The organism is Dokdonella fugitiva (genome assembly GCF_014138265.1).
In the GTDB taxonomy this organism is placed as follows: Bacteria; Pseudomonadota; Gammaproteobacteria; order Xanthomonadales; family Rhodanobacteraceae; genus Dokdonella_A; species Dokdonella_A fugitiva_A.
This window is the reverse complement of the sequence record NZ_JACGXL010000008.1, coordinates 281,110-304,270: the sequence shown is the minus strand read 5'-3', so window position 1 is coordinate 304,270 and position 23,161 is coordinate 281,110. Positions and strand designations below refer to the sequence as shown.

Annotated in this window: 18 protein-coding genes; 8 read left to right on the top strand and 10 right to left on the bottom strand. The window is 67.5% G+C overall.

Going from position 1 to position 23,161, the window contains the following annotated elements; genetic code table 11:
• Nucleotides 1-78 precede the first annotated feature (78 nt).
• The 7 genes from FHW12_RS21520 to FHW12_RS20635 all read right to left on the bottom strand — a co-directional run bounded on the left by FHW12_RS21520 (nt 79) and on the right by FHW12_RS20635 (nt 10,427).
• On the bottom strand, nt 79-210 hold the full coding sequence (locus FHW12_RS21520) for a hypothetical protein (RefSeq protein WP_259393182.1): 132 nt from the start codon (nt 208-210) through the stop codon (nt 79-81).
• Nucleotides 211-315: 105 nt separating this feature from the next.
• Nucleotides 316-1,890, bottom strand: coding sequence for an AAA family ATPase (locus FHW12_RS20660; protein ID WP_182532953.1), 1,575 nt, complete (start codon nt 1,888-1,890; stop codon nt 316-318).
• 104 nt (nt 1,891-1,994) lie between these two features.
• Nucleotides 1,995-2,735 (bottom strand): hypothetical protein, encoded by a 741-nt coding sequence (locus FHW12_RS20655; RefSeq protein WP_182532952.1) that lies wholly within the window; start codon nt 2,733-2,735, stop codon nt 1,995-1,997.
• Nucleotides 2,736-3,865: 1,130 nt separating this feature from the next.
• Nucleotides 3,866-5,344, bottom strand: a complete 1,479-nt coding sequence (locus tag FHW12_RS20650; RefSeq protein WP_220484582.1) for an efflux transporter outer membrane subunit — start codon at nt 5,342-5,344, stop codon at nt 3,866-3,868.
• Nucleotides 5,337-5,936, bottom strand: coding sequence for a nuclear transport factor 2 family protein (locus tag FHW12_RS20645; protein ID WP_220484581.1), 600 nt, complete (start codon nt 5,934-5,936; stop codon nt 5,337-5,339). Before FHW12_RS20645 ends, FHW12_RS20650 begins: the two co-directional genes overlap by 8 nt.
• Nucleotides 5,923-9,093, bottom strand: coding sequence for an efflux RND transporter permease subunit (locus FHW12_RS20640; protein ID WP_182532951.1), 3,171 nt, complete (start codon nt 9,091-9,093; stop codon nt 5,923-5,925). Before FHW12_RS20640 ends, FHW12_RS20645 begins: the two co-directional genes overlap by 14 nt.
• A gap of 128 nt (nt 9,094-9,221) precedes the next feature.
• Nucleotides 9,222-10,427: an efflux RND transporter periplasmic adaptor subunit gene (locus FHW12_RS20635; RefSeq protein WP_220484580.1), complete on the bottom strand. Its 1,206-nt coding sequence runs from the start codon at nt 10,425-10,427 to the stop codon at nt 9,222-9,224.
• A 303-nt stretch (nt 10,428-10,730) separates the two neighbouring features.
• Between FHW12_RS20635 and FHW12_RS20630 the strand changes: the two genes are divergently transcribed.
• Nucleotides 10,731-11,780 carry a LysR family transcriptional regulator gene (locus FHW12_RS20630; protein WP_182532950.1) on the top strand — a complete coding sequence of 350 codons (1,050 nt, stop codon included), beginning with the start codon at nt 10,731-10,733 and terminating at the stop codon, nt 11,778-11,780.
• 306 nt (nt 11,781-12,086) lie between these two features.
• On the opposite strand, the gene FHW12_RS20625 is transcribed toward FHW12_RS20630, so the two are convergent.
• Complete coding sequence (locus tag FHW12_RS20625) at nt 12,087-12,614, bottom strand: DUF3224 domain-containing protein (RefSeq protein ID WP_310735310.1); 528 nt, start codon at nt 12,612-12,614, stop codon at nt 12,087-12,089.
• Nucleotides 12,615-12,752: 138 nt separating this feature from the next.
• Here FHW12_RS20625 and FHW12_RS20620 point away from each other — a divergent pair, with 138 nt between their 5' ends.
• From FHW12_RS20620 to FHW12_RS21515, 3 genes are all read left to right on the top strand, one after another.
• Nucleotides 12,753-13,565, top strand: a complete 813-nt coding sequence (locus tag FHW12_RS20620) for a DUF6597 domain-containing transcriptional factor (protein ID WP_182532949.1) — start codon at nt 12,753-12,755, stop codon at nt 13,563-13,565.
• Between the two features lie 36 nt (nt 13,566-13,601).
• A complete protein-coding gene (locus tag FHW12_RS20615) occupies nt 13,602-13,928 on the top strand; it encodes a hypothetical protein (protein WP_182532948.1) in 327 nt (108 codons plus the stop codon).
• 120 nt (nt 13,929-14,048) lie between these two features.
• Entirely contained in the window at nt 14,049-14,183 is a 135-nt protein-coding gene (locus FHW12_RS21515; RefSeq protein ID WP_259393181.1) for a hypothetical protein, read from the top strand.
• A gap of 10 nt (nt 14,184-14,193) precedes the next feature.
• Here FHW12_RS21515 and FHW12_RS20610 read toward each other — a convergent pair whose 3' ends face one another.
• Nucleotides 14,194-15,357 carry an acyltransferase family protein gene (locus FHW12_RS20610; protein ID WP_182532947.1) on the bottom strand — a complete coding sequence of 388 codons (1,164 nt, stop codon included), beginning with the start codon at nt 15,355-15,357 and terminating at the stop codon, nt 14,194-14,196.
• Nucleotides 15,358-15,494: 137 nt separating this feature from the next.
• Here FHW12_RS20610 and FHW12_RS20605 point away from each other — a divergent pair, with 137 nt between their 5' ends.
• Nucleotides 15,495-16,052, top strand: a complete 558-nt coding sequence (locus FHW12_RS20605) for a nucleoside deaminase (RefSeq protein WP_182532946.1) — start codon at nt 15,495-15,497, stop codon at nt 16,050-16,052.
• A 380-nt stretch (nt 16,053-16,432) separates the two neighbouring features.
• On the opposite strand, the gene FHW12_RS20600 is transcribed toward FHW12_RS20605, so the two are convergent.
• A complete protein-coding gene (locus FHW12_RS20600) occupies nt 16,433-18,196 on the bottom strand; it encodes a glycoside hydrolase family 44 protein (RefSeq protein ID WP_182532945.1) in 1,764 nt (587 codons plus the stop codon).
• 161 nt (nt 18,197-18,357) lie between these two features.
• Here FHW12_RS20600 and rlmM point away from each other — a divergent pair, with 161 nt between their 5' ends.
• The 3 genes from rlmM to FHW12_RS20585 all read left to right on the top strand — a co-directional run bounded on the left by rlmM (nt 18,358) and on the right by FHW12_RS20585 (nt 23,142).
• Nucleotides 18,358-19,431, top strand: coding sequence for a 23S rRNA (cytidine(2498)-2'-O)-methyltransferase RlmM (rlmM, locus tag FHW12_RS20595; RefSeq protein WP_259393180.1), 1,074 nt, complete (start codon nt 18,358-18,360; stop codon nt 19,429-19,431).
• A gap of 94 nt (nt 19,432-19,525) precedes the next feature.
• Nucleotides 19,526-20,227: a TVP38/TMEM64 family protein gene (locus FHW12_RS20590; protein WP_182532943.1), complete on the top strand. Its 702-nt coding sequence runs from the start codon at nt 19,526-19,528 to the stop codon at nt 20,225-20,227.
• A gap of 323 nt (nt 20,228-20,550) precedes the next feature.
• Nucleotides 20,551-23,142 carry a glycosyltransferase gene (locus FHW12_RS20585; protein WP_182532942.1) on the top strand — a complete coding sequence of 864 codons (2,592 nt, stop codon included), beginning with the start codon at nt 20,551-20,553 and terminating at the stop codon, nt 23,140-23,142.
• Nucleotides 23,143-23,161: the final 19 nt, after the last annotated feature.

Here is a 23,161-nt window from a genome sequence, read left to right as displayed (position 1 = left end):
CTCCGCGGTGAATCGCTGACGCTTCTCCATCGAACACCTCCGTGCGAGGATTGTCCTCGCTTTCTGGTGTCCGAAAAATCAGGGGTAGTCCACTCTGACCCCGTTCTGCGAATGCGCCGAGATCGCACTGCCGAGCACGAGGAATGCCGCGGCAAGCGCGATCGATGGCAGCGCGAGGAAGAGACTCGACAGGTTCAGCACGGTTCGCATGGGCTTAGATTCCGACGTCGCGGCCAGGCCATTTCACGGACCTGGGAGATATTGCCCTCCAGGTCGCACGCATTGCACACGACGAACTCGGGCCCAATCCGCGGCCTACACTACATGCACTGCACTCTCAAGCTTCTCAAGCAGCGGCAGTACGCATCGATTCCGAATGGCATTCACGGCGTCTTGGGTGATATGGCCCGCTTTCTGAACCTCGCTCCAGATGTCGCGAACATCAATTCGGCCGATTGTCTTCGGAATACCGACCGCACCTTGTGCCCCGGCATCGTCAACTATCACCGGAATGATGTGATCCTTGCGCCCTGGGCGAGTCATCACGTCCTTCTCATACTTGGTCCAAACCTTCTCGCGATAATGCTTGTCCAAGAAGACTAGGTAGTAGCGGCAGGACTCCCCGTAGATTCTTTCGAGTACCTTCTCCAAATCCAAGGCCAAGAGAACAGCTTGTTGGTCATAGTCATAGAAAGTGACTACATCCTCCTTCTTGAGTTCGGCATTGGCGACCTCGACCAGCTTGCGCACCTCACCAGCGAAGGAAAACCCGATGTCATACGAGTACACATTACCCTGCTCAACTACCGTCTCCTCAACGCCCAACTCTTGGTAGATTCGCTTTGGGTCAAGATTGTTCAAGAAATAGCGAAATAGGGGGTCCTCAATCGAGAATCCAGAATCTGGATCAAAGGCGATCTGCTTACGAAGATCAACTTGCTTCGACGGATCAAGAATAACCTCGGAAATGCGAGGTCGCACCGCCTTGATTCCGGGCTTCCGCTTCTCGGGAAGGAGATAGAGAAGCTTATCGAAGGTGACCACCGACTCTGGGATCTTGCATAAAGCGAGCAGCACTTCAAGGTAGGGTTTGTTTCCGCCAGGACGCCACTTCTTTCCCTTTGCAAACGTCTTAGCTGCTGGCATGTATCTCTGTGAGAGCTCTGTCATGAGCCGAGAACGAATACCTAGGATATCGAAGGTGAGGATGCGTATCTCGTCTTGAGTCTCAAAGATCTCTTGCGACGCACAGACCTTGTTGCATACATACTGCGCGAGCCAGAAGTTCCCTGCACTTTCGGACAAGAGTATGTCACGGTCTTCGAAGATAATCTGAAGCGCTGACTCACCTTCGCTCAGAAGCTTCTCAATCTCAACGTCCGACACGCGCTTCAGCACATACGTACCCAAGCGTGGACCTAGGTCGTAAGCGTCAGACAGCAGGGACACGCCGGTGGTTGGTATGCCAATGAGGATGGCTTTCGATGGGTCCTTCCGCTCAAATGCCCGGTCACTCATGCGCTTGAGTTGAGAGCCAATCTCTGCTCTGCGCGCGGTCGCAAGCAGATGGAATTCGTCTATCACCAAAATCGGTACGCCTGTCGGGGCACCGTCCGTCGCCGCAGCTAGAAACCCTTCAATCATCGCGGACGCCGCAGTGTCGCGGCAACTCACATAGATGAAATCGCGATCCTGAACAAGCCCAAGTTCCTCAAAAGCTTTGAAAACAACGCACGTCTTGCCAATACCGGAAGGACCTTCGATGAGCAGGTGTTTGCCCGCTTGGGAGATATCGGCTCGCACCTCTCCATAGTATGGTGGTTTCACGTACGTATAGGGGGGAAGACCCACCGTTTTGAACACGTCCGCAAGCCTCTTCTTGTCGCTCATAACCTTTCCTGAAGATCTCTGCTCCATTCATTGTCTGGCGGTGGAGCGTCTGTAGTTCATCGCAATACAGGGTGGAGACGACTTCGATGCGACATACGCTAAAGCTAAGCGGCTGGCCCGCTTGAGGCGGAATTGTCTGCTTGAGCGCCTTGATTGGCCTGGCGCTCCCTTTGCGACTGGTCTCGCCTAGCCTGAGCTTCCGCGCGCTCTTCTGCACGATCCTCGCTCGTGTAAATATCTGCCTTGATGCGATGAAACCCGGTTGTTAGCCGGTGAATATCGCTCTGCATCTTCTCCAAGCTCCTGGCAATTGCATATGCATCGGGTTTACCTAGCTGGTAACTACCTTTTAGTTCCGACATATCTATAACAAGCGAGTCAGCATATCTCTTGCCAGTAGCGCTACTGTATGTCACGTCTAGCGCTAGCATTGAGGCCATTTTTCCGTCGTGATCTTCATTTAGTTGTGTATACGCTGAGACCCGCTCTTGGCCGGGGCCAAAATGCTTGAGCCCAACGCTGAAAAAGTTCACGCCTGTGAATTCAGCAAGAAGTCTCTCAGCAGACTGACCTCCCGCAAGAACTTTTGGCTTGAACGTGACATCCAAAGCGGGGCCGAGGCCAACGTTACGAACGTGTAGCCGGACAATGTGGATTGCGAAGTCGAATGAGCCGACTGTTACCTGTAATTTCGGTTCCGTTTGAACCTCCCTCATCATTCGCGTCTCCTTAACGAGAACCCAAGTCAAGGCGGCGTAAACTGCGGTAGCGACGGTAACTGCAGCCGTGAAGAGTACCGTTAATGCGCCGGCGTTTTTATTTAAGAACTCGAGAATCGCGGTCATATTTTTTAGGCTCAAGTACAGATAGACCCCTAACCCTAGTATTCAGGGCGTGCTCGTCGACCTTCTCGGTCAAGACGGTTTTCCATATACCTTCAACCGCTTGGGCGACAGCGAACATCCGACGACAGCGGCCACACCGCCTCGCAACATCCTGGATGTGAAGGCGCAATTACACATCTGGACGTGTGCGCAGGACGGTGGTTCTACGCCTTTCCGGGCGCTGCTGCCAGTGCTGGAGAATGGAGGAGCGTGCCGCTTCCGCCGGCGCGGAGCAGCGAGGCGTGGCATTCCGAGGCGGTATCTGCATTCCTTGCCGGACGCGTCGCGTTCTCCACCTCGAGAATCGGGTTGCGAACGCGGGTGACCGAACTTGGAGCTCGAAACGCCACGTTCGAAAGTCAACGTATCGCGCGCGGAGGGTCGCCTTTCGAGATTGGAGCTCGACCCATCCAGCCCCAGGTCAGGGCGTTCCGGTTCGGAGCTCGACCTGTCGGGTTCGGGTACTCGGACGTTCGAGCTCGGAGCTCGGACGTTCGAGTTCGGAGCTCGGACGTTCGAGCTCGGAGCTCGACGTGTCGAGATCGGAGCTCCGCCTTTCGAGTTCGGCGCTCGGACGTTCGAGCCCTGGGCTTTGCCGTCCGAGCTCGGCGCTCGGGTGTTCGCGTCCGGCGCCTGGCGGGTCGGGCGTCGAGCTCGGCGCGTCGAGTTCCGTAGCCTTCCGGTGGAGCACCCGGCGACGCGGTTGGAGCGGCGAGCCCGGCGAGTGACGCAGGGAGCGCGATCCGAAGGGTTCCGTCGACGGCATTTGCGGTTCTGGCGGAGCGTCGACCGCTTCGGAGGCGTACGCTCCGGATGCCCTCACCCGCCGCGCGGTGCGCGGCGGCCTCTCCCGCGAGTGGGAGAGGCGAGATCGCGACGTCGTGGTTGCGGCGAGGCGGCTGCTGCTCCTCTCCTGCGCGTGGGAGAGGGTCGGGTGAGGGGGAGGCGGAGCGACTGCTGGCCGTGATGGGACTCGTCGCCCGGCTCCCCTCACCCGCCGCGCTTCGCGCGGCGGCCTCTCCCGCGAGCGGGAGAGGCGAAATGCGCGCGAGGGGCGAAACGAACAAGGGCGACGGCAGGGTGTCGGCGCCTCAGCGTTGCGCGATGCCCTCGCGCTGCGGCACGTGCTGCGGCCAGCCGCCCGCGAGGGCCTGGTACAGCGCGACGGCGCCGTTGATGCTGCGCGTGCGCGCGTCGGCGAACGCGTCCTGCGCCTGCAGGCGGCTGCGTTCGGCGTCGAGCACTTCGAGCAGGCCGGCGGCGCCGGCTTCGTAACGCACGCGCGCGAGGCGCGCCGCTTCGGCGCTGTCGGTGGCAGCGCGTTCGAGCTGGGCGTCTTCGGCGCGGGCCTTGGCGTAGCGCACGAGCGCGTTCTCGGTGTCCTCGAGCGCGAGCAGCACGCTCTGGCGGTACTGCGCGAGCGCGGCTTGTGCATCGGCGCCGCTCGCGGCGATGCGCGCGCGCACGTGGCCGACGTCGAGGAACGACCAGTCGACGCCGAGGGCGAGCAGGTGCGTTTCGCTGTCGCGCTCGAACAACGCGCCCGTGCTCGCCGCCTGCGTGCCGAGCAGGCCGCCGAGCGTGAAGCGCGGGAACAGGTCGGCGGTGGCGACACCGATGCGCGCGGTCGCCGCGTGCAGGCGCTGTTCCGCCGCGGCGACGTCGGGACGACGGCGCAGCAGTTCGCCGGGCGTGCCGGCGTCGAGGCGTTCGGGCAGTGCGGGCAGCGCGACCGGCGCCTGCAGTTCGGCGATCAGCGCGTCGGGAGTGCGGCCGGTGAGCACCGCGAGGCGATGCATCGCGAAGGCGATCTGCGCTTCGAGCGCCGGGATGCGCGCGTCGGTCGTCTCGAGCTGCGCGCGCGCACGCGCGCTGTCGAAGTCGGTGCCGCCGCCCGCGTCCACGCGCGCGTCGACGAGCTGCAGGGTCTCGCGCTGGTTCGACGCGTTGTCCTGCGCGACGCGCAGGCGTTCCTGCTGCCCGCGCAGCTCGATGTAGGTGCGCGCGACGGAACCCGCGATCGCGACCTGCGCGGCGGCGAGATCCGCGGCGCTCGCGGCGGTGTCGGCACGACCCGCTTCGATCGAGCGGCGGATGCGGCCGAAGAGATCCAGTTCCCAGCTCGCGCCGACACCGGCGTCGTAGCTCTTCGTGTCGCGGCCGTCGCGGTCGACGCCGGGCAACTGGTCGGCGCTGGAGCGGATGTCCTGGCCGGTCGCGCTCGCGGTGATCACCGGCAACGCGTCGAACTTCGCGCCGCGCAGTTCCGCGTTGGCGCGCTCGTAGTGCGCGAGCGCGACCTTGAGGTCGTTGTTCGCAGCGAGCGCCTGCTCGACGAGCGACGTGAGTTCGGCGTCGCCGAAGCGCGCCCAGAACGCATCGTCGGCGGCAGGCGCGGACGCGTCGCCCGTGGATGTCGCCGTGTCGGCCTTCGCGTCGGCGCGCGCGAACTGGGCGGGCGCGGCGGTATCGGGCTTCACGTAGTCGGGACCGACCGCGCAGGCGCCGAGCGCGAGCGTGAGGCCGAGCGCGAGCGCTTTCGGCGCCGCGGACAGGATGGAATCAGCCATGGGGGTTCTCCTCGGTCGCGGCGGTCGGTGCGTTCGGAAACAGCACCGCGGGATCGCCGGCGGACCAGACGGTGTCGATGCGCAGGCGCTCGATCAGCCAGAGGCCGTCGTGGCGCACGAGATCGACGTGGTAGATGTTCTTGAGCAGCAGGTGCCGGCGGTGGTCGCCGCGCGGCAGGTGCTGCGCCTCGACGAGCGCGAACAGGCCTGCGCGCTCGCCGTCGTAATGCATGACACGGGGATTGGTGACGGTGTGCGTGGTGTCGAGCGCACCGATCGCGGCGAAGATCGTCTCGACGATCGCGTCGCGCCCGGCGAAGGGCGTGAGCGCGACGCCGAAGCGTCCAGCCGGCTGGCTGAAGTCGAGCGTCGCGTCGGCGGCGAACGCCGACGCGAACAGCGCGCGGTCGCGCAGGTCCTGCCCGGCGCCGAAGCGGTACAGCGCATCGACGATCGCGAGCTGGTCGCGCGGCCCGACCGCGCCGGCCGCATGCGCGGGTCCGGCGTCGGTGCGTGCCGCGACCGCGGCCGGCACGGACGCCGTCGTGAACGACGGCGCCGCGCGGCGGCGATCATGCTCATGCATGGGCATGGGCGATCTCGCCGTGGTGGCCGTGCGACACGAGCGGGCGGCTGCCGAACAGCTTGCGCAAGGTCACGTAGAACACCGGCGTGAGGAACAGGCCGAACAGGGTCACGCCGATCATGCCCGCGAACACCGTGATGCCGGTGGCCGAGCGCACTTCCGCGCCGGCGCCGTGCGAGAGCACGAGCGGCACGGTGCCGGCGATGAACGCGATCGAGGTCATCACGATCGGGCGCAGACGCAGGCGGCACGCTTCCAGCGCGGCTTCGATGATGCCCTTGCCCTGCATCTCGAGCTCGCGCGCGAACTCGACGATGAGGATCGCGTTCTTGCACGCGAGGCCCATCAGCACGACCAGGCCGACCTGCACGAACACGTTGTTGTCGCCGCCGGTGAGCTTGACGCCGAGCAGCGCCGCGAGCATGCACATCGGCACGATCAGGATCACCGCGAGCGGCAGCGTCCAGCTCTCGTACAGCGCGGCGAGCACGAGGAACGCGAGCAGGATCGCCAGCGGGAACACGACCAGCGCGGCCTTGCCCTGCGTCGCCTGCTGGTAGCTGAGATCGGTCCATTCGATCTTCATGCCGTTCGGCAGCACCTTCGCGGCCGTGCCTTCGACGATGCCCATCGCCTGCGCCGACGACAGCAGGGTCGGATCGCCTTCGCCGGCGAGGTCCGCCGCGGGGTAGCCGTTGTAGCGCAGCACCGGGTCGGGGCCGTAGGTCTGGTGGATCTTCACCATCGAGCCGATCGGCACCATCTCGCCGCGGTCGTTGCGCGTGCGCAGCTTGGCGATGTCCTCGACGCTGTCGCGGAACGACGCGTCGGCCTGCGCGATGACCTGCCAGGTGCGGCCGAACTGGTTGAAGTCGTTCACGTAGACCGAGCCGAGGTAGGTCTGCAAGGTGTCGAACAGGCCGGTCAGCGACACGCCCTGCGCCTTCGCCTTGACGCGGTCGACTTCGGCGTCGAGCTGCGGCACGTTGGCCTGGTAGCTCGAGATCGGGAAGCCCATGCCCGGCGTCTGCGCGATCGCGCCCTGCATCGACTGCACCGCGGTCTGCAGCGCGCCGTAGCCGAGGTTGTCGCGATCCTCGATGAAGGCCTGGTAGCCGTTGCCGTTGCCGAGGCCGAGGATCGGCGGCGGCATCAGCGCGAACGTGAAGCCTTCCTGCAGGCCGCCGATCTTCTGGTTGATCTCGCCGACGATCTCGGCCGCGCTGCGATGGCGCTCGCTGAAGGGCTTGAGCGGGAAGAACACCACGCCGGTGTTCGGCGTATTGGTGAACTGCAGCGCGTTGAGGCCCGGGAACGCGACCGAGTGGGCGACGCCTTCGGTCTTCATCGCGATGTCGGCGACCTTCTTCAGCAGCGCGTCGGTGCGCTCGATCGACGAGCCTTCCGGCGTCTTCACGCCCGCGATCAGGTACAGCTTGTCCTGCGTCGGGATGAAGCCCGGCGGCACGATGCGGAACATCAGGCCGGTCGCGACGAGCAGCACCGCGTACACCGCGAACACCACCGCGCGACGGCCGAGCGTGCGCGACACCGCACCCTGGTAGCGTTCCGAACTGCGCTTGAAGAAGCGGTTGAACGGACGGAATACCCAGCCGAACAGGCGATCGATCAGGCGCGACAGCGCGTCCTTCGGCGCGTCGTGCGACTGCAGCAGGCGCGCGGCGAGCGCGGGCGACAGGGTCAGCGAGTTGATCGCCGAGATCACCGTCGAGATCGCGATGGTCACCGCGAACTGCTTGTAGAACTGCCCGGTCACGCCGTTGAGGAACGCCATCGGCACGAACACCGCGCACAGCACGAGCGCGATCGCGATGATCGGGCCGGACACTTCCTTCATCGCCTGGTGCGCCGCCTCGAGCGGCGTGCGGCCTTCCTCGATGTTGCGCTCGACGTTCTCGACCACGACGATCGCGTCGTCGACGACGATGCCGATCGCGAGCACGAGGCCGAACAGGCTCAGCGTGTTGATCGAGAAGCCGAGCAGGTAGAGCGCGGCGAACGTGCCGACGATCGACACCGGCACCGCGATCAGCGGGATGATCGACGCGCGCCAGGTCTGCAGGAACAGGATCACCACGAGCACGACCAGCATCACCGCCTCGAGCAGCGTGCTGACGACCGCCTTGATCGAGTCGCGCACGAAGATCGTGGTGTCGTAGACGGCCTCGTACTTGATCCCTTCGGGGAAGCGCTTGGCCATCTCGTCCATGTTGGCGATCACCGACTTCTGGATCTCCAGCGCGTTCGCGCCGGGCGCCTGGAAGATGCCGATGCCGACCGCGTTCTTGCCGTCGAGCTGCGAGCGCAACGTGTAGTCGCCCGCACCGAGTTCGAGGCGCGCGACGTCGGACAGGCGCACGATCTCGCCGTCCGCACCGGCCTTGAGCACGATGTTGCCGAATTCCTCCGGCGTCTTCAGGCGGCCCTGCGCGTTGATGAGGGTGAGGAAGTTGCTGCTCGGCATCGGCTCGGCACCGAGCTGGCCGGCCGAGACCTGCACGTTCTGCTCGCGCATCGCGCCGACGACGTCACCCGCGGTGAGGCCGCGCGAGGCGATCTTGTCCGGATCGAGCCACGCACGCATCGCGTAGTCGCCACCGCCGAAGATCTGCGCATCGCCGACGCCGGGCAGGCGTGCGAGCGAATCCTTGACGTGCATGCGCGCGTAGTTGCGCAGGTACAGCGTGTCGTACTTGCCGCTCGGCGAGGTCAGGTGCACGACCATGAGGAAGGTCGGCGACTGCTTCTGCGTGGTCACGCCCTGGCGCCGCACGTCCTCGGGCAGGCGCGCGAGCGCCTGGCTCACGCGGTTCTGCACGCGCACCGCGGCGTCGTCGGCATTCGTGCCGGGGCGGAACGTGACGGTCATCTGCAGCACGCCGTCGGAACCGGCGACCGACTTGATGTACATCATGTCCTCGACGCCGTTGATCGCTTCCTCGAGCGGCGTCGACACGGTGTCGGCGATCACCTTCGGATTGGCACCCGGATAGACCGTGCGCACGATCACCGACGGCGGCACCACTTCGGGATATTCGCTGATCGGCAGGATCGGAATCGCGATCAGGCCGGCGGCGAAGATCACGATCGACAGCACCGCGGCGAAGATCGGCCGGTCGATGAAGAATCTGGAAAAGTCCATGTGTTTGTCCTTGCGCGGCACGCGGCCGCATCGAAGCCCGCTCCCGCACGCGGGAGCCTTCATTCAAGCCCTTGGCGATCGCACCCGTGCGATCCGCGCCGGCACGCCGAGCGCGCCGGCGCCTGCGATCACTTCATCGCGACCGGGTCCTTGCCCGCCGGGGCACCGCCCTCGTCCATCGCGATCGTCTTCGGCTGCACCGGCATGCCGGGGAAGAAGATCTTCTGGATGCCGCGGATGATCACGTTGTCCTGCGCGTCGAGGCCGGAATCGACCACGCGCAGGCCGTCGATCACGCGGCCGGTCACGATGTCCTTGCGCACCGCCTTGTTCTCCGGGCCGAGCACGTAGACGTATTTGCGGTCCTGGTCGGTGAGGATGGCCTTGTCGTCGACGAGCATCGCCTTGAACTCGGCGCTGCCTTCCAGCTGCACACGGGCGAACAGGCCCGGCGTGAGCGCGCGATCCGGGTTCGGCAGCACCGCGCGCGCGTGGATCGTGCCGGTGGCCGGATCGATGCGGTTGTCGACGAACTCGACCGTGCCCTTGTGCGGGTAGCCGTCCTCGTTGGCGAGGCCGATGCGCACCGGGTTGGAGAGTTCCGCGCGCTGGCCCTTGCGCGCGAGCTCGGCGTAGCGCAGGTAGGCCTGCTCGTCGCCTTCGAAGTCGACGTACACCGGATCCATCGAGACGACCGTCGTCAGCAGCGTTTCGTCGGCGCGCGCGAGATTGCCCACGGTGATCATCGCCCTGCTCGTGCGGCCGGCGACCGGCGCGCGCACCTCGGTGAACTGCAGGTCGAGCTCGGCGGTGGTCACCGCCGCTTCGGCCGCGCGCACCGCGGCGTCGGCCTGCGCGACCGCGGCGTGGCGCGTGTCGAACTCCTCGCGCGAGATCGCCTTGGCGGCGACCAGGGTCTGCGCGCGCGCGTCCTGCGTCTTGGCGAGCTGGGCCTCGCTGCGTGCACGCGCGAGATCGGCTTGCGCCTTCGCGAGCTGGGCGCGGTAGGGGCGCTGGTCGATCACGAACAGCAGGTCGCCCTTGGCGACTTCGCTGCCTTCCTTGTAGGCGACCTTGTCGACGTAGCCGCTCACGCGCGGGCGCAGTTCGACCGACTGGATCGCAGAGACGCGACCGGTGAAGTCGTCCCACTGGCGCACGTTCTTCACCAGGACCTGGGCGACGCTGACTTCGGGCGGCGGCGGCATCGCCGCGGCGCCGGGAGCGGCATGGCTGCTGCAGCCGACCGCGACGAACGCCGCGGCGAGGGCCGCGGCGAGGGCGAAGGCGGCCGGCCGCGCAGCGGAGATGACGGTTGCATGACGCGATTTCATCGGGGCAGACCTCGTTTTCAGTGTTTGGATGTTTCTGGATCGGAATCGTTGGCGGCGGCGGCGCGGCCGACGGAAGCGTCGGGCGTTGTCGCCGGTCTGGCTATTCGTTGCTTGCGCGACACCCGGCGGGCGGCGATCCATCCCTTCGACGAAGCAGCTATGCTCGGATCGACAGCGGGCGGGACCGGGTCGGCGATTGGCCTCGCGCCGAGGAGTAAGGGCGCAAGTTCCGGTTAAATAGAGCTTGAATGAGGGAATGACCGTCCCGACATCGGGCCAATCCTGCCCCGATTGGAGTCGAGCATGGCCCGCGACCTCAACGACACCCTGATTTTCGTCAAGGTCGTCGAACACGGCAGCTTCATCGCGGCGGCGCGCTCGCTGCGCCTGCCCAAGACTTCGGTCAGCCGCAAGGTGCAGGAACTCGAGGAGCGCCTCGGCGCGCAACTCCTGCACCGTACCACGCGCAAGCTCGGCCTCACCGAAGCGGGCGCGATCTATTTCGAGCACTGCCAGCAGATCGCGCGCCAGCTCGACGAGGCGGAGAGCGCGGTCGGCCAGCTGCAGGGCGGGCCGCGCGGCTGGTTGCGCGTGACCGCGCCGTACTCGATCGGCATCACCTGGGTCGCGCCGCTGCTCGGCGAGTTCTATGCACTGCACCCGGAGCTGCGCGTCGAGCTCGTCCTCACGCAGGAGCCGCTCGACCTCATCGCGAAGGAGCTCGACGTCGGCCTGCGCGTCGGCAACCTGCCCGATTCCAACCTCGCCGCGCGCCGCCTGTCGGTGTTCCGCACCCAGGTCTACGCGAGCCCGATCTACATCGAGCGCTACGGCGAACCGCAGCATCCGGACGAGCTCGCGCGCCATCGCGCACTCGCGGTGCACAAGTCGCGCACGAACGGCAACTACGCCTGGACGCTCGGCGACGGCAACCAGGTGAACGACTACCGCGTCGACCCGATCCTCGTCGCCAACGACCCCGGCCCGCTGATCAGCGCGCTGCTGTCGGGTGAAGGCCTCATGCTCGCGAGCGACGTCACGATCAAGCCGTACGCCGAACTCGGCCACGTGCGACGCGTGCTGTCGGGCTGGACCGGCCCCGAACTCGACTTCAACGCGGTGTTCCCGCGCGGGCGCGTGCCGTCGCCGAAGGTGCGCGCGTTCATCGACTTCCTCGTCGACCGCCTCAACTTCGACGCCGACTACATGCACGTGCTCTGCCCGGACCTCTGCGCGCAGCAGCAGCAACGCGCCGAAACCGCGCTCGCCGCGGCACTCGCGGCACCCGCCGCGGCGTCACGGCCGGCGGCGCGCCGCAAGGCCGAACCGGAACCGGCGCTCGAGGACGGCTGAGCGCTTTGGGCTCGCCGCAGCAAGGGCAAGAGCAAGAGATTGAAACACGAAGGACACGAAGGACACGAAGGAAAGCAGATCGATTCTTCTTTCCGTTGAGCCGGCGCTTGAGGACGCAAGCAAAAGCCTGAAACACGGAGCACACGGAGCACACGGAGAAAGCAAATCGAGCGAGAGCTTTCCTCTGTGTGCTCCGTGTGCTCCGTGTTTCAATCTTTTCCCGATTCTTTCCTTCGTGTCCTTCGTGTCCTTCGTGTTTCAGTCTTTTCAGCTTGGCCGGCCCGCAGCGTCGCGCTGCGTAGCGCCCTACGGGAGGTCGTAGTCGAACGCGTAGGCGTGCGCGCCACCGGCGGCGATCGTGATCGTCATGGAGCCGGACAGGCCGGCCAGTTCGTCGGTGCCCGAGTCGGGCACGACGCGGATGTCCTGCGTGGCGGCACCGCGGTTCATGATCGAGCTGTGCTGCAGCACGAAGCTGCCCTTGCGGCCGTCGAGCGTGCCGCTCACGCGCTCGAGCGCGACGTAGCCGGCGGAGTTCGCGACGCTCGTGCGGAACGCGATCATCTCGCCCTGGCTGGTCGCCTCGAGCGCGCCGTGGAAGCGCTTGTCGAGCGCGAGGCGGCCGATGCCGGCGCCTTCGGCATACGGGTTGTCGGCCTTCTGCGGAATGAGCTGGACGTCGAACGGACCGCTGGCTTGGTGGTTCATGGACACTCCCGGGTTGACGGCATCGGCGATCGACGCGTGCGGCAGCAGCGGCGTCGACGCGGTGAGGGCGGCAGCGAAAGCACCGGCCACGACGGCGGCGAGTGTGACGGAAGCGGGCGTGGCCATGGTTGCTCTCCTGCTGCGACGGCAGGACGATTGCACCATGTCCGCCGAGCCGACGATTGGAAAAACGCGACGCGACGCCCGGCCGCATCCCGGCCCGGCGTGCGACGAGGCATCGCGCGATCGGGTCGTGCCGCGGTGGTGAATTTCGGCGCCGGCCGCGCGCGGGGCATCCTGCACAGGCTCGGGCCCGCGGGTACGTTCCACCACGCGCGCCATCCCGCCGACGGTCCGCTCGCGGCGTTCGTGCAGCACTACTGGATCGTGCGCTGGCACCTCGCCGGCCATCCGCCGCAGCTGCAGGAGACGCTGCCCCACCCGAACGTCTACCTCGTGTTCGAACCCGGCCTCACCGGGGTGCACGGCGTCGCGAGCGGTCGCTACACGCGCTTCCTCGAAGGCGACAGCTTCGCGTTCGGCGTGAAGTTCCGTCCCGGCGGGTTCCGTCCGTTCCTCGGCCGGCCGGTGTCGAGCCTAACCGATCGCTCGCTCACGCTCGAGGCGATGTTCGGCGCATCGGCGGGTGAGCTCGAGGCCGGCGTGTTCGACGCCGCCGACGAACACGCGATGATCGCGATCGTGCGCGCGTTCCTGCTCGAACGCCTGCCGGCACCCGATCCCGATGTCGCGCGCGTCGCCGCGATCGTCGACGGCGTCGCCGCCGACCGCGGCCTCACGCGCGTCGATGCGCTCGCCGAACGCCACGGCGTCGGCCTGCGCGCGCTGCAGCGCCTGTTCGGCGAGTACGTCGGCGTCAGCCCGAAATGGGTGATCAACCGCTACCGGCTGCACGAAGCGGTCGAACAGCTCGCCGAAGGCCGCAGCGTCGACTGGGCCGCGCTCGCGCTCGACCTCGGCTATTTCGACCAGGCGCATTTCATCCGCGACTTCCGCGCGCTGGTCGGGCGCACGCCCGGCGATTTCGCACGCGACCTGAACGCGCCGCGCGCCTGACGCGCACCGGCGGACCCGGCGGCGTATGCTCCGCGCATGCGCGTACCGCTCGCCCTCGCCCTGCTCGCCTCGCTGTGCGCGTGCGCGCACGCGGCGCCGCGCCTGCTCGGTCCGCCGATCAAGGCCGAAGTGGACTACACCTGCCACACCGACGCCGACTGCGCGGTCAAGGATGTCGGCAACTGCTGTGGCCGTTTCCCGGCCTGCGTCAACAAGGACAGCCCGACGTTCCCGGAGCGCGTGCGCGAAGAATGCGCGAACAAGCACGAAGCCGGCGTGTGCGGCTTTCCGGACATCCGCGGCTGCGCCTGCGTCGAAGGCCGCTGCAGCAACCGCCTCGAAGGCGAGGACGCCGCGCACTGAACTGCACGCGAACGCGGTCGACCGGCTCCCGTGCCCTCGCCCGAACTGGCACCGGACCGGCGCCTTCGATTCGTTACCTTGGCGTCACCGGGAATCCCCGGCCGACGCGAGGAGACGAACATGCGTGCCCTGATGCGCGAACTCATCGAGCTCTACACCGGCCTGCTGCAGCTGCAGGGTTACATCCTGCCGGCAACCGGCGCACGCGCGGGCGACGCCGATCGCCCGCGCGACGGGCGCTCGCTCGCGGCCTGAATCCCGTCGTTCAATCGAGTGCGAGTGCGGGCTGCGCGGGACGGCGCGGCGTGCGCGTGAAGCGCCTCTTGACCCAGCGCTCGCACGGCAGCGAATACGCGCGCGCGACCGCAGCGCCGAGCAGCCACGACAGCGCGACGCCCGGCACGTACCAGAGGAAGCTCCAGGCCGCGTTCGCACCGCTCGCCTTGTACAGCGCGACGATCGCGAACACGACGAACATGTGGCCGAGGTAGATCTCGTAGCTGAGCCGACCGCACGAGCGCAGCCAGCCGAAACCGCGCGCGCCACGCGTCCCCTCGCTGCCGTCGAGGCCGACGACGATGCACGCGACCGAACCGGCCAGCACGAGCATCGTGCCGTTGCCGAGCCACGACCACCACCAGCCCTCGACGACCAGCACGCTGGCGAGCCCCGCCGCGCCGAGCATCGCGAGGCGACGCGCGAGCCACGGTGCGCGCGCGCTCCAGCGCGCCGACACCAGCGCCGCGACGACGCCGCAGGCGATCGCGGCCATCCCGGGGAGGTACGCCTTTTCCTGCCAGATCTCGTTGCCGTCGAGAGCCGCGCGCGAGATCGGCAAGGTCAGCGCGAACGCGGCGAGCAGCACGAACAGCAGGCGCTCGCTGCGCACGACGAGGCAGACCAGCGGAAAAGCGAGGTAGAACGTCTCCTCGATCGACAGCGACCAGAGCACGTCCCAACCGCCCGGCAGGTAGCCGGTGCGTCCCTCGTACCAGTTGAGGTGCAGGCCGAACGCGGCGGCGATCGCGCGCGGCAGCGACTGTCCTTCGCGCGCGATCACGTAGTCGGCGGCGCCGGCGAGGTGCAGCAGCGACAGCACGAGCACGACGAGCACGAGGCACGGCAGGATGCGCGCGGCGCGGCGCACGTAGAACGCGCCGACGTCGATGCGCGCGAGGCTGCCCCAACGCGCGATCGAATGACGCGCGATGAGGAAGCCGGAGATCACGAAGAAGACGAACACCGCTTCGTAGCCGTTCCAGTTCAACGCGGCGAGCACGCGCGCAGGCACGAAGCCGCCGAGCACGCTCGCCTTGAGCGGCATGCGCAGGCCGAGGTGGTGCAGCACGACGAGCAGGATCGACAGTCCGCGCACCGCGTCGATGCCCGGGTTGCGCGCGAGCGTCGCGTCCGATCCCCGATGCTGCATGCCGGCCTCCGCGGTGAATCGCGCGATGGTGCGGGCTGCGCCCGGTGCGCGCAAGCGGGCGGCGTGGCCGCCCACCGTGACGCCGGCGCGGCCGAGCGGCTACGCTGTCGGCCACGAACGCCGCCAGGAACCCGACGATGCCCGCACCGATCTCGCTCGCCCTGCCCGCCTGGCTCGACGCAGCGGCGACGCCCGGGCAGGTGTTCGCCGATGCGGACGCGCAGGTCGGCTTCGCGATCGCGCTCGCGCGGCGCAACGTCGAGGAGCGCAGCGGTGGACCGTTCGGCGCGGCGATCTTCGACGGCGACGGTCGCCTCGTCGCGGCCGGCGTCAACCGCGTACTGCCGGCGGCGTGTTCGATCGCGCACGCGGAGATGATGGCGTTCATGGCCGCGCAGGCGCGCCTCGGCCGCGCGCGCCTCAACGAGGACGGCGCGCGCTACGTGCTCGCGACGAGCGCGCAACCGTGCTGCCAGTGCTACGGCGCGAGCTTCTGGGCCGGCATCGACGAACTGCGCATCGGCGCGCGCGCGAGCGACGTGATGGAGCTCAGCGAATTCGACGAAGGGCCGTTGCCGGCGGACTGGGTCGGCGAACTCGAGCGCCGCGGCATCAAGGTCGTGCGCGACGTGCTGCGCGACGACGCGCGCGAGGTGTTCCACCTCTATGCACGCGTGGGCGGCGAGAGTTATTGAGGGCTGAGGCCTGAGAAGCATCGCGGCTGAAGCCGCTCCCACGCGGCAGGCTCCTCGATGTGGGAGAACCTTCAGTCGCGATGCGTTGCCCGCGATCGAGTGCGCCGCGCGTCGAAGAACAAAAAGGTTTGAAACACGAAGCGCACCGAGCACAGGGACTCTTTGCTCGATTGCCTTCGTCGTGTGCTCGGTGTGCTTCGTGTTTCAAGCTTTTCCGTTGCGCCCTCATCGAAGTCGTCGCGGCAGATCGAATCGTCGTCGACCTGTCGGCGTACGCCGAAACCCCCGTGGGAGCGGCGGAAGCCGCGATGCTCTTGTCGGCCCGGAGCACAGAGCATCGCGGCTTCCGCCGCTCCCACAGGGACGTCGCCTTGCCGGCGTCAATCGAAGCCGTTGCGGAAGATCGAATCCGCACCGGTCACGACGAGCAGGTTCGCCGACATCGCGGGCAATCCCGTCACCGACACGCTGGTGCCCGAGACCGTGCCGGTCGCGAGCGGGTGCACCGCGTGCGTCGCGTCGAAGCCGTACAGCTTCCAGCTCGTGCCCGGTGCGCTCGCGAACGCGAGGTTCACGTCCTGCGCCGTGGTCGTCTTGTTGGTGAGCAGCACCATCGTGCGCGCGCCGGCGTTGAACGCGTAGGCACCGATCTGGTCGACGTTCGCGCTCTGCGCGCGCACGCTGCTGCCCTGCACCTTCGCACCGGCGCCGTCGTAGTTCAGGAACAGCGTGAACGCGCGCTCCGCGACGGTGTCCGCATCCGGCGCGACCCAGCGCGTGGCCATGTCGACGCCTTCGCGCGCGAAGATGCCGAACAGCTCCGCCTGCGCGACCGCGCCGCTCGTGGTGCCGTCGTTGCCCCAGTTGTATTCGGTGATCGCGAGCTTCGTGCCGGGGCAGTACTGGTCGATCCAGCCGCGCACGCGCGGGATCAGGTTCGGCTTGCTGTAGTGGTTGACGTCGTTGTCGCCGAGGTCGGCGATCCACGATTCGGACACCCAGTCGGGGTCGTACAGCTCCTTCAGCGAGCGCAGGCGGCGCGCCGCCGTCGTGGGCGAATCGTCGTCGTTGAGCGCGACGTTGCCTTGCGGGTAGTAGTGCAGGTCCAGGTAGTCGACCGCGTGCGCACCGCCCGCGAGCGGATGCGTGCACACCTGCTGCAGGTACCACGCGACGAAGGGCAGGCCGCCGTGCGCGGCGCGGTCGTCGCCCTCGGCGCAATTGTCCGCGGCGGAACCGAACAGGTCGCAGTAGCCCCAGGTCACCGGGCCGTTCACCTTCGCCGCCGGATCCTGCTGCTTGATCGCGCCGCCGTAGGCGAACGCCTTGGCCCACGTCTCGTCGTAGGTCGTCGGCGCCGGATGCACGTCGCGATGGGTGGAGTTCCACAGCATCACTTCGTTGTCGAGCGAGTAGTAGCGCACGCCGCCGCCGGCGGCGTTGCCGAACGTCGCCTGCAGGTGGGCGATCCATTCCTTCCAGAACGCGGGCGCGACTTCGCTCGAGGTGTCGTGCGGATCGTTGTTGACGAGGTGGTGGCCGCCCTGGTTGCCGTACGCGACGCAGTTCGGCGACGGGTTGTGCGCAGGCAGGCATTCGCCGCTGCCGGCGTCGCTGTCCCACGGGTCGGTCGCCGCGGTCCACGGGTTCGGCGGCTCCTGCACGCCGTACTTCGCGACCGAGAAGCCGGCGAAGTACGGATGCTGCAGCGGGCTGTCCGCGCGCGGCGTCCAGCCGATCGTCGGGATCGTGATGAGCACGTCGGCGCCGTAGCTGCGCGCCTCGGTGATGAACGCGTCGGCGTCGTTGCCCTGCGGCGGCACGTGGCTGCGGTCGGACGCGCCGGGGATGTTCTCGAAATACCAGTCGGACGCGGTGCTGTGCACGTCGACCTTCCAGTTGTAGCGCGTCGCCGAATTGCCGCCCCAGCGCCGCAGCGGATAGCCGATCGTCGCGTTGCGCGCGCCGTCGCCGTAGGCGATGCCGAAGATGAGCGGGTTGACCGGGCGCACGTCGGCACCGGTGTCGACGCTGACCGCGGTCGCCGTCGTGGCAGACCCGGCCGCGTGCGCGACCGCGATCGGCGCGGCGACGGCCACGAGCGCCGCCGCCAGCGCGGGCCGAAGGCGGGATACGTTCTTCATCGGTTCTTCCCTCATGCGGTCCTCCTGCGGCCTGGGCCGCGGCCGGGGAGCTCCGGCGGCCAAACGCTATACGGACCGGCGCGGACATTCCCCTCACGCGGTCACACTCGCCAGCACGGCGTGACCCCGGCATCATGCGCACCCGCCCCGCCGTCGCGCCCATGTCCGCACCTGCCCTCCGCCGCCTGCTCGCCTACTGCCGTCCCGGCTTCGAGGGGGAATGCGCGCAGGAACTCGCGGCGCTCGACGCGCGCCTGTCCGGCGCCGGCTATGCGCGCGCCGCGCGCGGCAGCGGCTACGTCGAATTCGTCAGCGACGACGCGCCAGCGCTGGCCGGCCGCTGGCGCGAACTCGTGTTCGCGCGCCAGCTGCTCGCGGTGCTCGGCGACGCCCGCGACCTGCCGCCGAAGGACCGCCTCGCGGTGCTGCTGCCGATCGTCGAAGCACAGGACCCGCTCCACGGTCGGCGCCGCTGGTGCGACGCCTGGGTCGAGTCCCCCGACAGCGACGCCGCGCGCGAACTCGCGCCGCTCTGCCGCGGGCTGGAGGCGGCGCTGGTCGCCGCGCTCAAGCAGCGCAAGCTCATCGACCGCGACTCGCGTTGGCGCCTGCACCTGTGCATGACCGCGACCGACGCCGCCTACGTCGCCGTCGCCGACCGCGCGACGACGGCACCGTGGCCGGGCGGCATCCCGCGCCTGAAATTCCCGCGCAGCGCGCCGAGCCGCTCGACCCTCAAGCTCGAGGAGGCGCTGCTCGTGCTGCTCGACGAGGGTGAGCGCGAACGCTGGCTCAAGCCGGGCATGCGCGCGGTCGACCTCGGCGCGTCGCCGGGCGGCTGGACCTGGCAGCTCGTCGCACGCTCGCTGCACGTGACCGCGGTCGACAACGGACCGATGGACGCGGCCCTGCTCGCTTCCGGCCTCGTCGACCACCTGCGCGCGGACGGCTTCCGCTACCGCCCGCCGCGTGCGGTCGACTGGCTCGTCTGCGACATGGTCGAGCAACCGCGCCGGGTCGCCGGGCTGATGGCGCAATGGCTCGCCGAAGGCCTGTGCCGCCACGCGATCTTCAACCTCAAGCTGCCGATGAAGAAGCGCCACGACGAAGTGCGCCTGTGCCTGGACCTCGTCGCCGACGCGCTCGCGGCGAAGGGCCGGCGCGTCGAACTGCGTGCGAAGCAGCTCTACCACGACCGCGAGGAAGTCACCGTCTACGCGCGCGTACCGGGATGAGACGTCGCACCGGGTACCGGTCGCGCGGCCCTGCCGCTATCCTTGCCGTTGCCACGCCGCCGCTGCGTTTCAGCGGTTTCATTCACGGACGACGATGAAACGCCTGCGCGCCCTCCTGCCGCTGCTCGTGCTGATCGCGATCGGCGTCGCGCTGTTCTTCGGTGGCGCACTCGACCGTTTCGATCCGCATCGGATCGCGCAGGAAGAGGCGGAGTTGCGCACGGCGATCACGACCCATCCGTGGCTCGCCGCGTTCAGCCAAGTCGGCCTCATGATGCTCGCGATCGCCACCGGCATCCCCGGCGCAGTCGTCATCGTGCTCGCCGGCGGCATGCTGTTCGGCATCGTCGAGGGCACCCTGCTGTCCGCGCTCGGCACGACGCTCGGTGCGCTGATCCTGTTCTTCGCGAGCCGCTCCGCGTTCGCCTCCGGCAACGGCACCGCGCCGGCGTGGGTCGAGCGCGTGCGCAGCGGCTATCGCGCCTATCCGGTCAGCTACGCGATGTTCATGCGGCTCGTGCCGTTCTTCCCGTTCGGTGGCGTGACGATCGCGCTCGCCGGGCTCGGCTGCCCGCTCTGGCTGTTCCTGCTCGCGACGGCGACCGGCGGCAGCGTGATGATCGCGTTCGAAACCGCGCTCGGCGCCGGCCTCACCGAAACGATCGCGCGCGAAGGCGCCGTTTCGCTGAGCCTGTTCGCCCATCGCAGCGTGCTGCTGCCGCTGCTCGGCATGGCGGTGCTCGCGCTCGCACCGATCGTGCTGGCGCAGCTGCGGCGCAAGCCACCGAAGGCGTGAGGGTCCGTCCGCTTTTCGCAAAGGGCCGCCGCGCACGTGCATCGCCGCTGATGCCGCCTCCACGAAAATGAGCGACACGGCAAGGCGCGGCGAATGCCGCCGCACCTCGCCGAGCGGCCCCCGGGCAGGTCGACCTGCGGCACACCACGAAAGGTGCCCTCGCCCAACCCTTCCGCAACGGCGACGGACCGGCGCCGATGCCCACCCCGGAAATCGGCCCCGAAGGCCACCCTCCCACCTGCTCCGGACATTGAGGCGCCGCGCGGCGTTCCGCTATGCTGCAACGCGTTTTGCGCCCGTTTTCGCCCTAGTCGAGACCCTCTTTGAACGCCACCCCGCCTCCCGTCGTGCGCAAGTCGTTCTGGCGCGCGCTCGCCCTGACCCTCGTCGTCGCGGCGCTCAACATCGGGCTGTGGGGCTACCTGAACCGGCCGGTGCACATCGCCGACTGGCACGGCGACGTCGCCGGCTTCGCCTACAACCCGTCGCAGCGCTACCAGGACCCGACCAAGCTGGTCTTCCCGAGCGATGCGGAACTCGACAGCGACCTGCGCATGCTGTCGCAATACACCAAGCGCATCCGCACCTATTCCACCGCGGAGAATCCGCAGATCCCGCGCATCGCCAAGTTCTATGGGCTTCGCGTGATGGCGGGCGCGTGGATCGAAGGTCGCGCCGAGCGCAACGAACGCGAGCTCGCCGCGCTGATCGCCGTCGTGCGCAAGAACGACAACATCGACCGCGTGATGGTCGGCAACGAGGTGATCCTGCGCGGCGACACCAGCGTGAAGTCCCTGATCGGCTACCTCGACCGCGCGCGCGCGCAGCTGAAAGTGCCGGTGTCGACGGCCGAGCCGCTCGACACCTGGCAGCGCCACCCCGAACTCGCGCAGCACGTCGATTTCATCACCGTGCATATCCTGCCGTATTGGGAAAAGAAGCCGCGCAAGGATTCGATCGCGTTCACGCTCGGCCAGTACCACGAACTGCAGAAGCTGTTCCCCGGCAAGCCGATCGTGATCGGCGAGATCGGCTGGCCGTCGAACGGCAACCGCCGCGAGTACGCGCAGCCGTCGCTCGCCGACGAGGCGCACTTCCTGCGCGACTGGTTCAACGTCGCTGCGCGCGAGAAGATCGACTACTACGTGATGGAAGCGATCGACCAGCCGTGGAAGGAAGGCATCGGCGGCCGCGTCGAAGCCTACTGGGGCGTGTTCAACGCGAGCCGCCAGCCGAAGTTCTCGTTCACGGGAACGGTGATCGAGGACCCGATCTGGCCGTGGAAGGCCGGGGTCGCCTCGCTGATCGCGCTGCTGCCGATGTTCTGGTTCGCGCGCCATTTCATCCGCTTCCGCGCCATGGGCCTCGCGTTCTTCCTCGCGCTGATCCAGCTCAGCGCGTCGATCCTCGTCTGGATGGCGACGCTGCCGTACGACTTCTACCTCGACCCGTTCGACTGGGCGATGCTGTTGCTGCTGTTCCCGGCGCAGCTGGCGATCATCCTGATCCTGCTCATCAACGGCTTCGAATTCACCGAAGTGCTGTGGCGGCCGCGCTGGCTGCGCGAGTTCCTGCCGTTGAAGCCGCAGCCGGGCGATCCGCAACCGTTCGTCTCGATCCATCTCGCCTGCTACAACGAGCCGCCCGAGATGGTGATCCTCACGCTCGACTCGCTCGCGGCGCTCGACTACGAGAACTACGAGGTCATCGTCCTCGACAACAACACGAAGAACCCGGAAGTGTGGAAGCCGGTCGAGGCGCATTGCGCGAAGCTCGGCGCGAAGTTCCGCTTCTACCACCTCGAACCGTGGCCCGGCTTCAAGGCCGGCGCGCTCAACTACGGGCTCGAAGTCACCGATCCGCGCGCGGACGTCGTCGCGGTCGTCGACGCCGACTACGAGGTGCGCAGCGACTGGCTGCGCGCGCTGACCGGTTACTTCGCCGACCCCAAGGTCGCCGTCGTGCAGTGCCCGCAGGCGCACCGCGAATGGGAGCACAACCCGTTCCGCCGCATGACGAACTGGGAATACGACGGCTTCTTCCGCATCGGCATGCACCACCGCAACGAGCGCAACGCGATCATCCAGCACGGCACGATGACGATGGTGCGCAAGGACGTGCTGGCGAACACCGGCGCATGGTCGGAATGGACGATCTGCGAGGACGCCGAGCTCGGCCTGCGCCTCATGAAGGCCGGCTACGAACTCGTCTACGTCGACGAGCTCATGGGCAAGGGCCTCACGCCGGCCGACTTCAAGGCGTACAAGTCGCAGCGCTACCGCTGGGCGTTCGGCGCGATGCAGATCATGAAGGCGCGCTGGGACTGGATGACCTCGAAGGCGTCGACGCTCTCGCGCGGCCAGCGCTTCCATTTCCTCACCGGCTGGTTCTCCTGGTTCGGCGACGCGTTGCACCTCGTGTTCACCCTGATGGCGATGCTGTGGACGCTCGGCATGGTGCTCGCGCCACGCTGGTTCACGCTGCCGATGTACCTGTTCCTCGTGCCGCTGATCGGCTTCTTCGTGTTCAAGGCTGCGTTCGGCATCATCCTCTACCGCGTGCGCGTGCCGTGCTCGTGGAAGGACACGATCGCCGCGTCGGTCGCCAGCATGAGCCTGTCGCACGCGATCGCGCGCGGCATCTTCGAAGGGCTGTGGCGCAAGAAGGGCGAATTCATCCGCACCGCGAAGAGCCGCCGCATCGGCAAGAAACCCAATCCGTTCACCGCGGTCAGCGAGGAGATGCTGCTGTTCCTCGCGCTCGTCGCCTGCGTGGTCGGCATGATCAATTCCTCGGGCATCAACTACGTCGAGGGCCGCCTGTGGATCGCGATCCTCGCCGCACAGGCGATCCCGTATGCCTCGGCGCTCGTCGGCGCGTGGGTCGCGCATCGTTCGGGTGACGCGGTCGGCTGAGCGGCGCCGCGAACGCGCG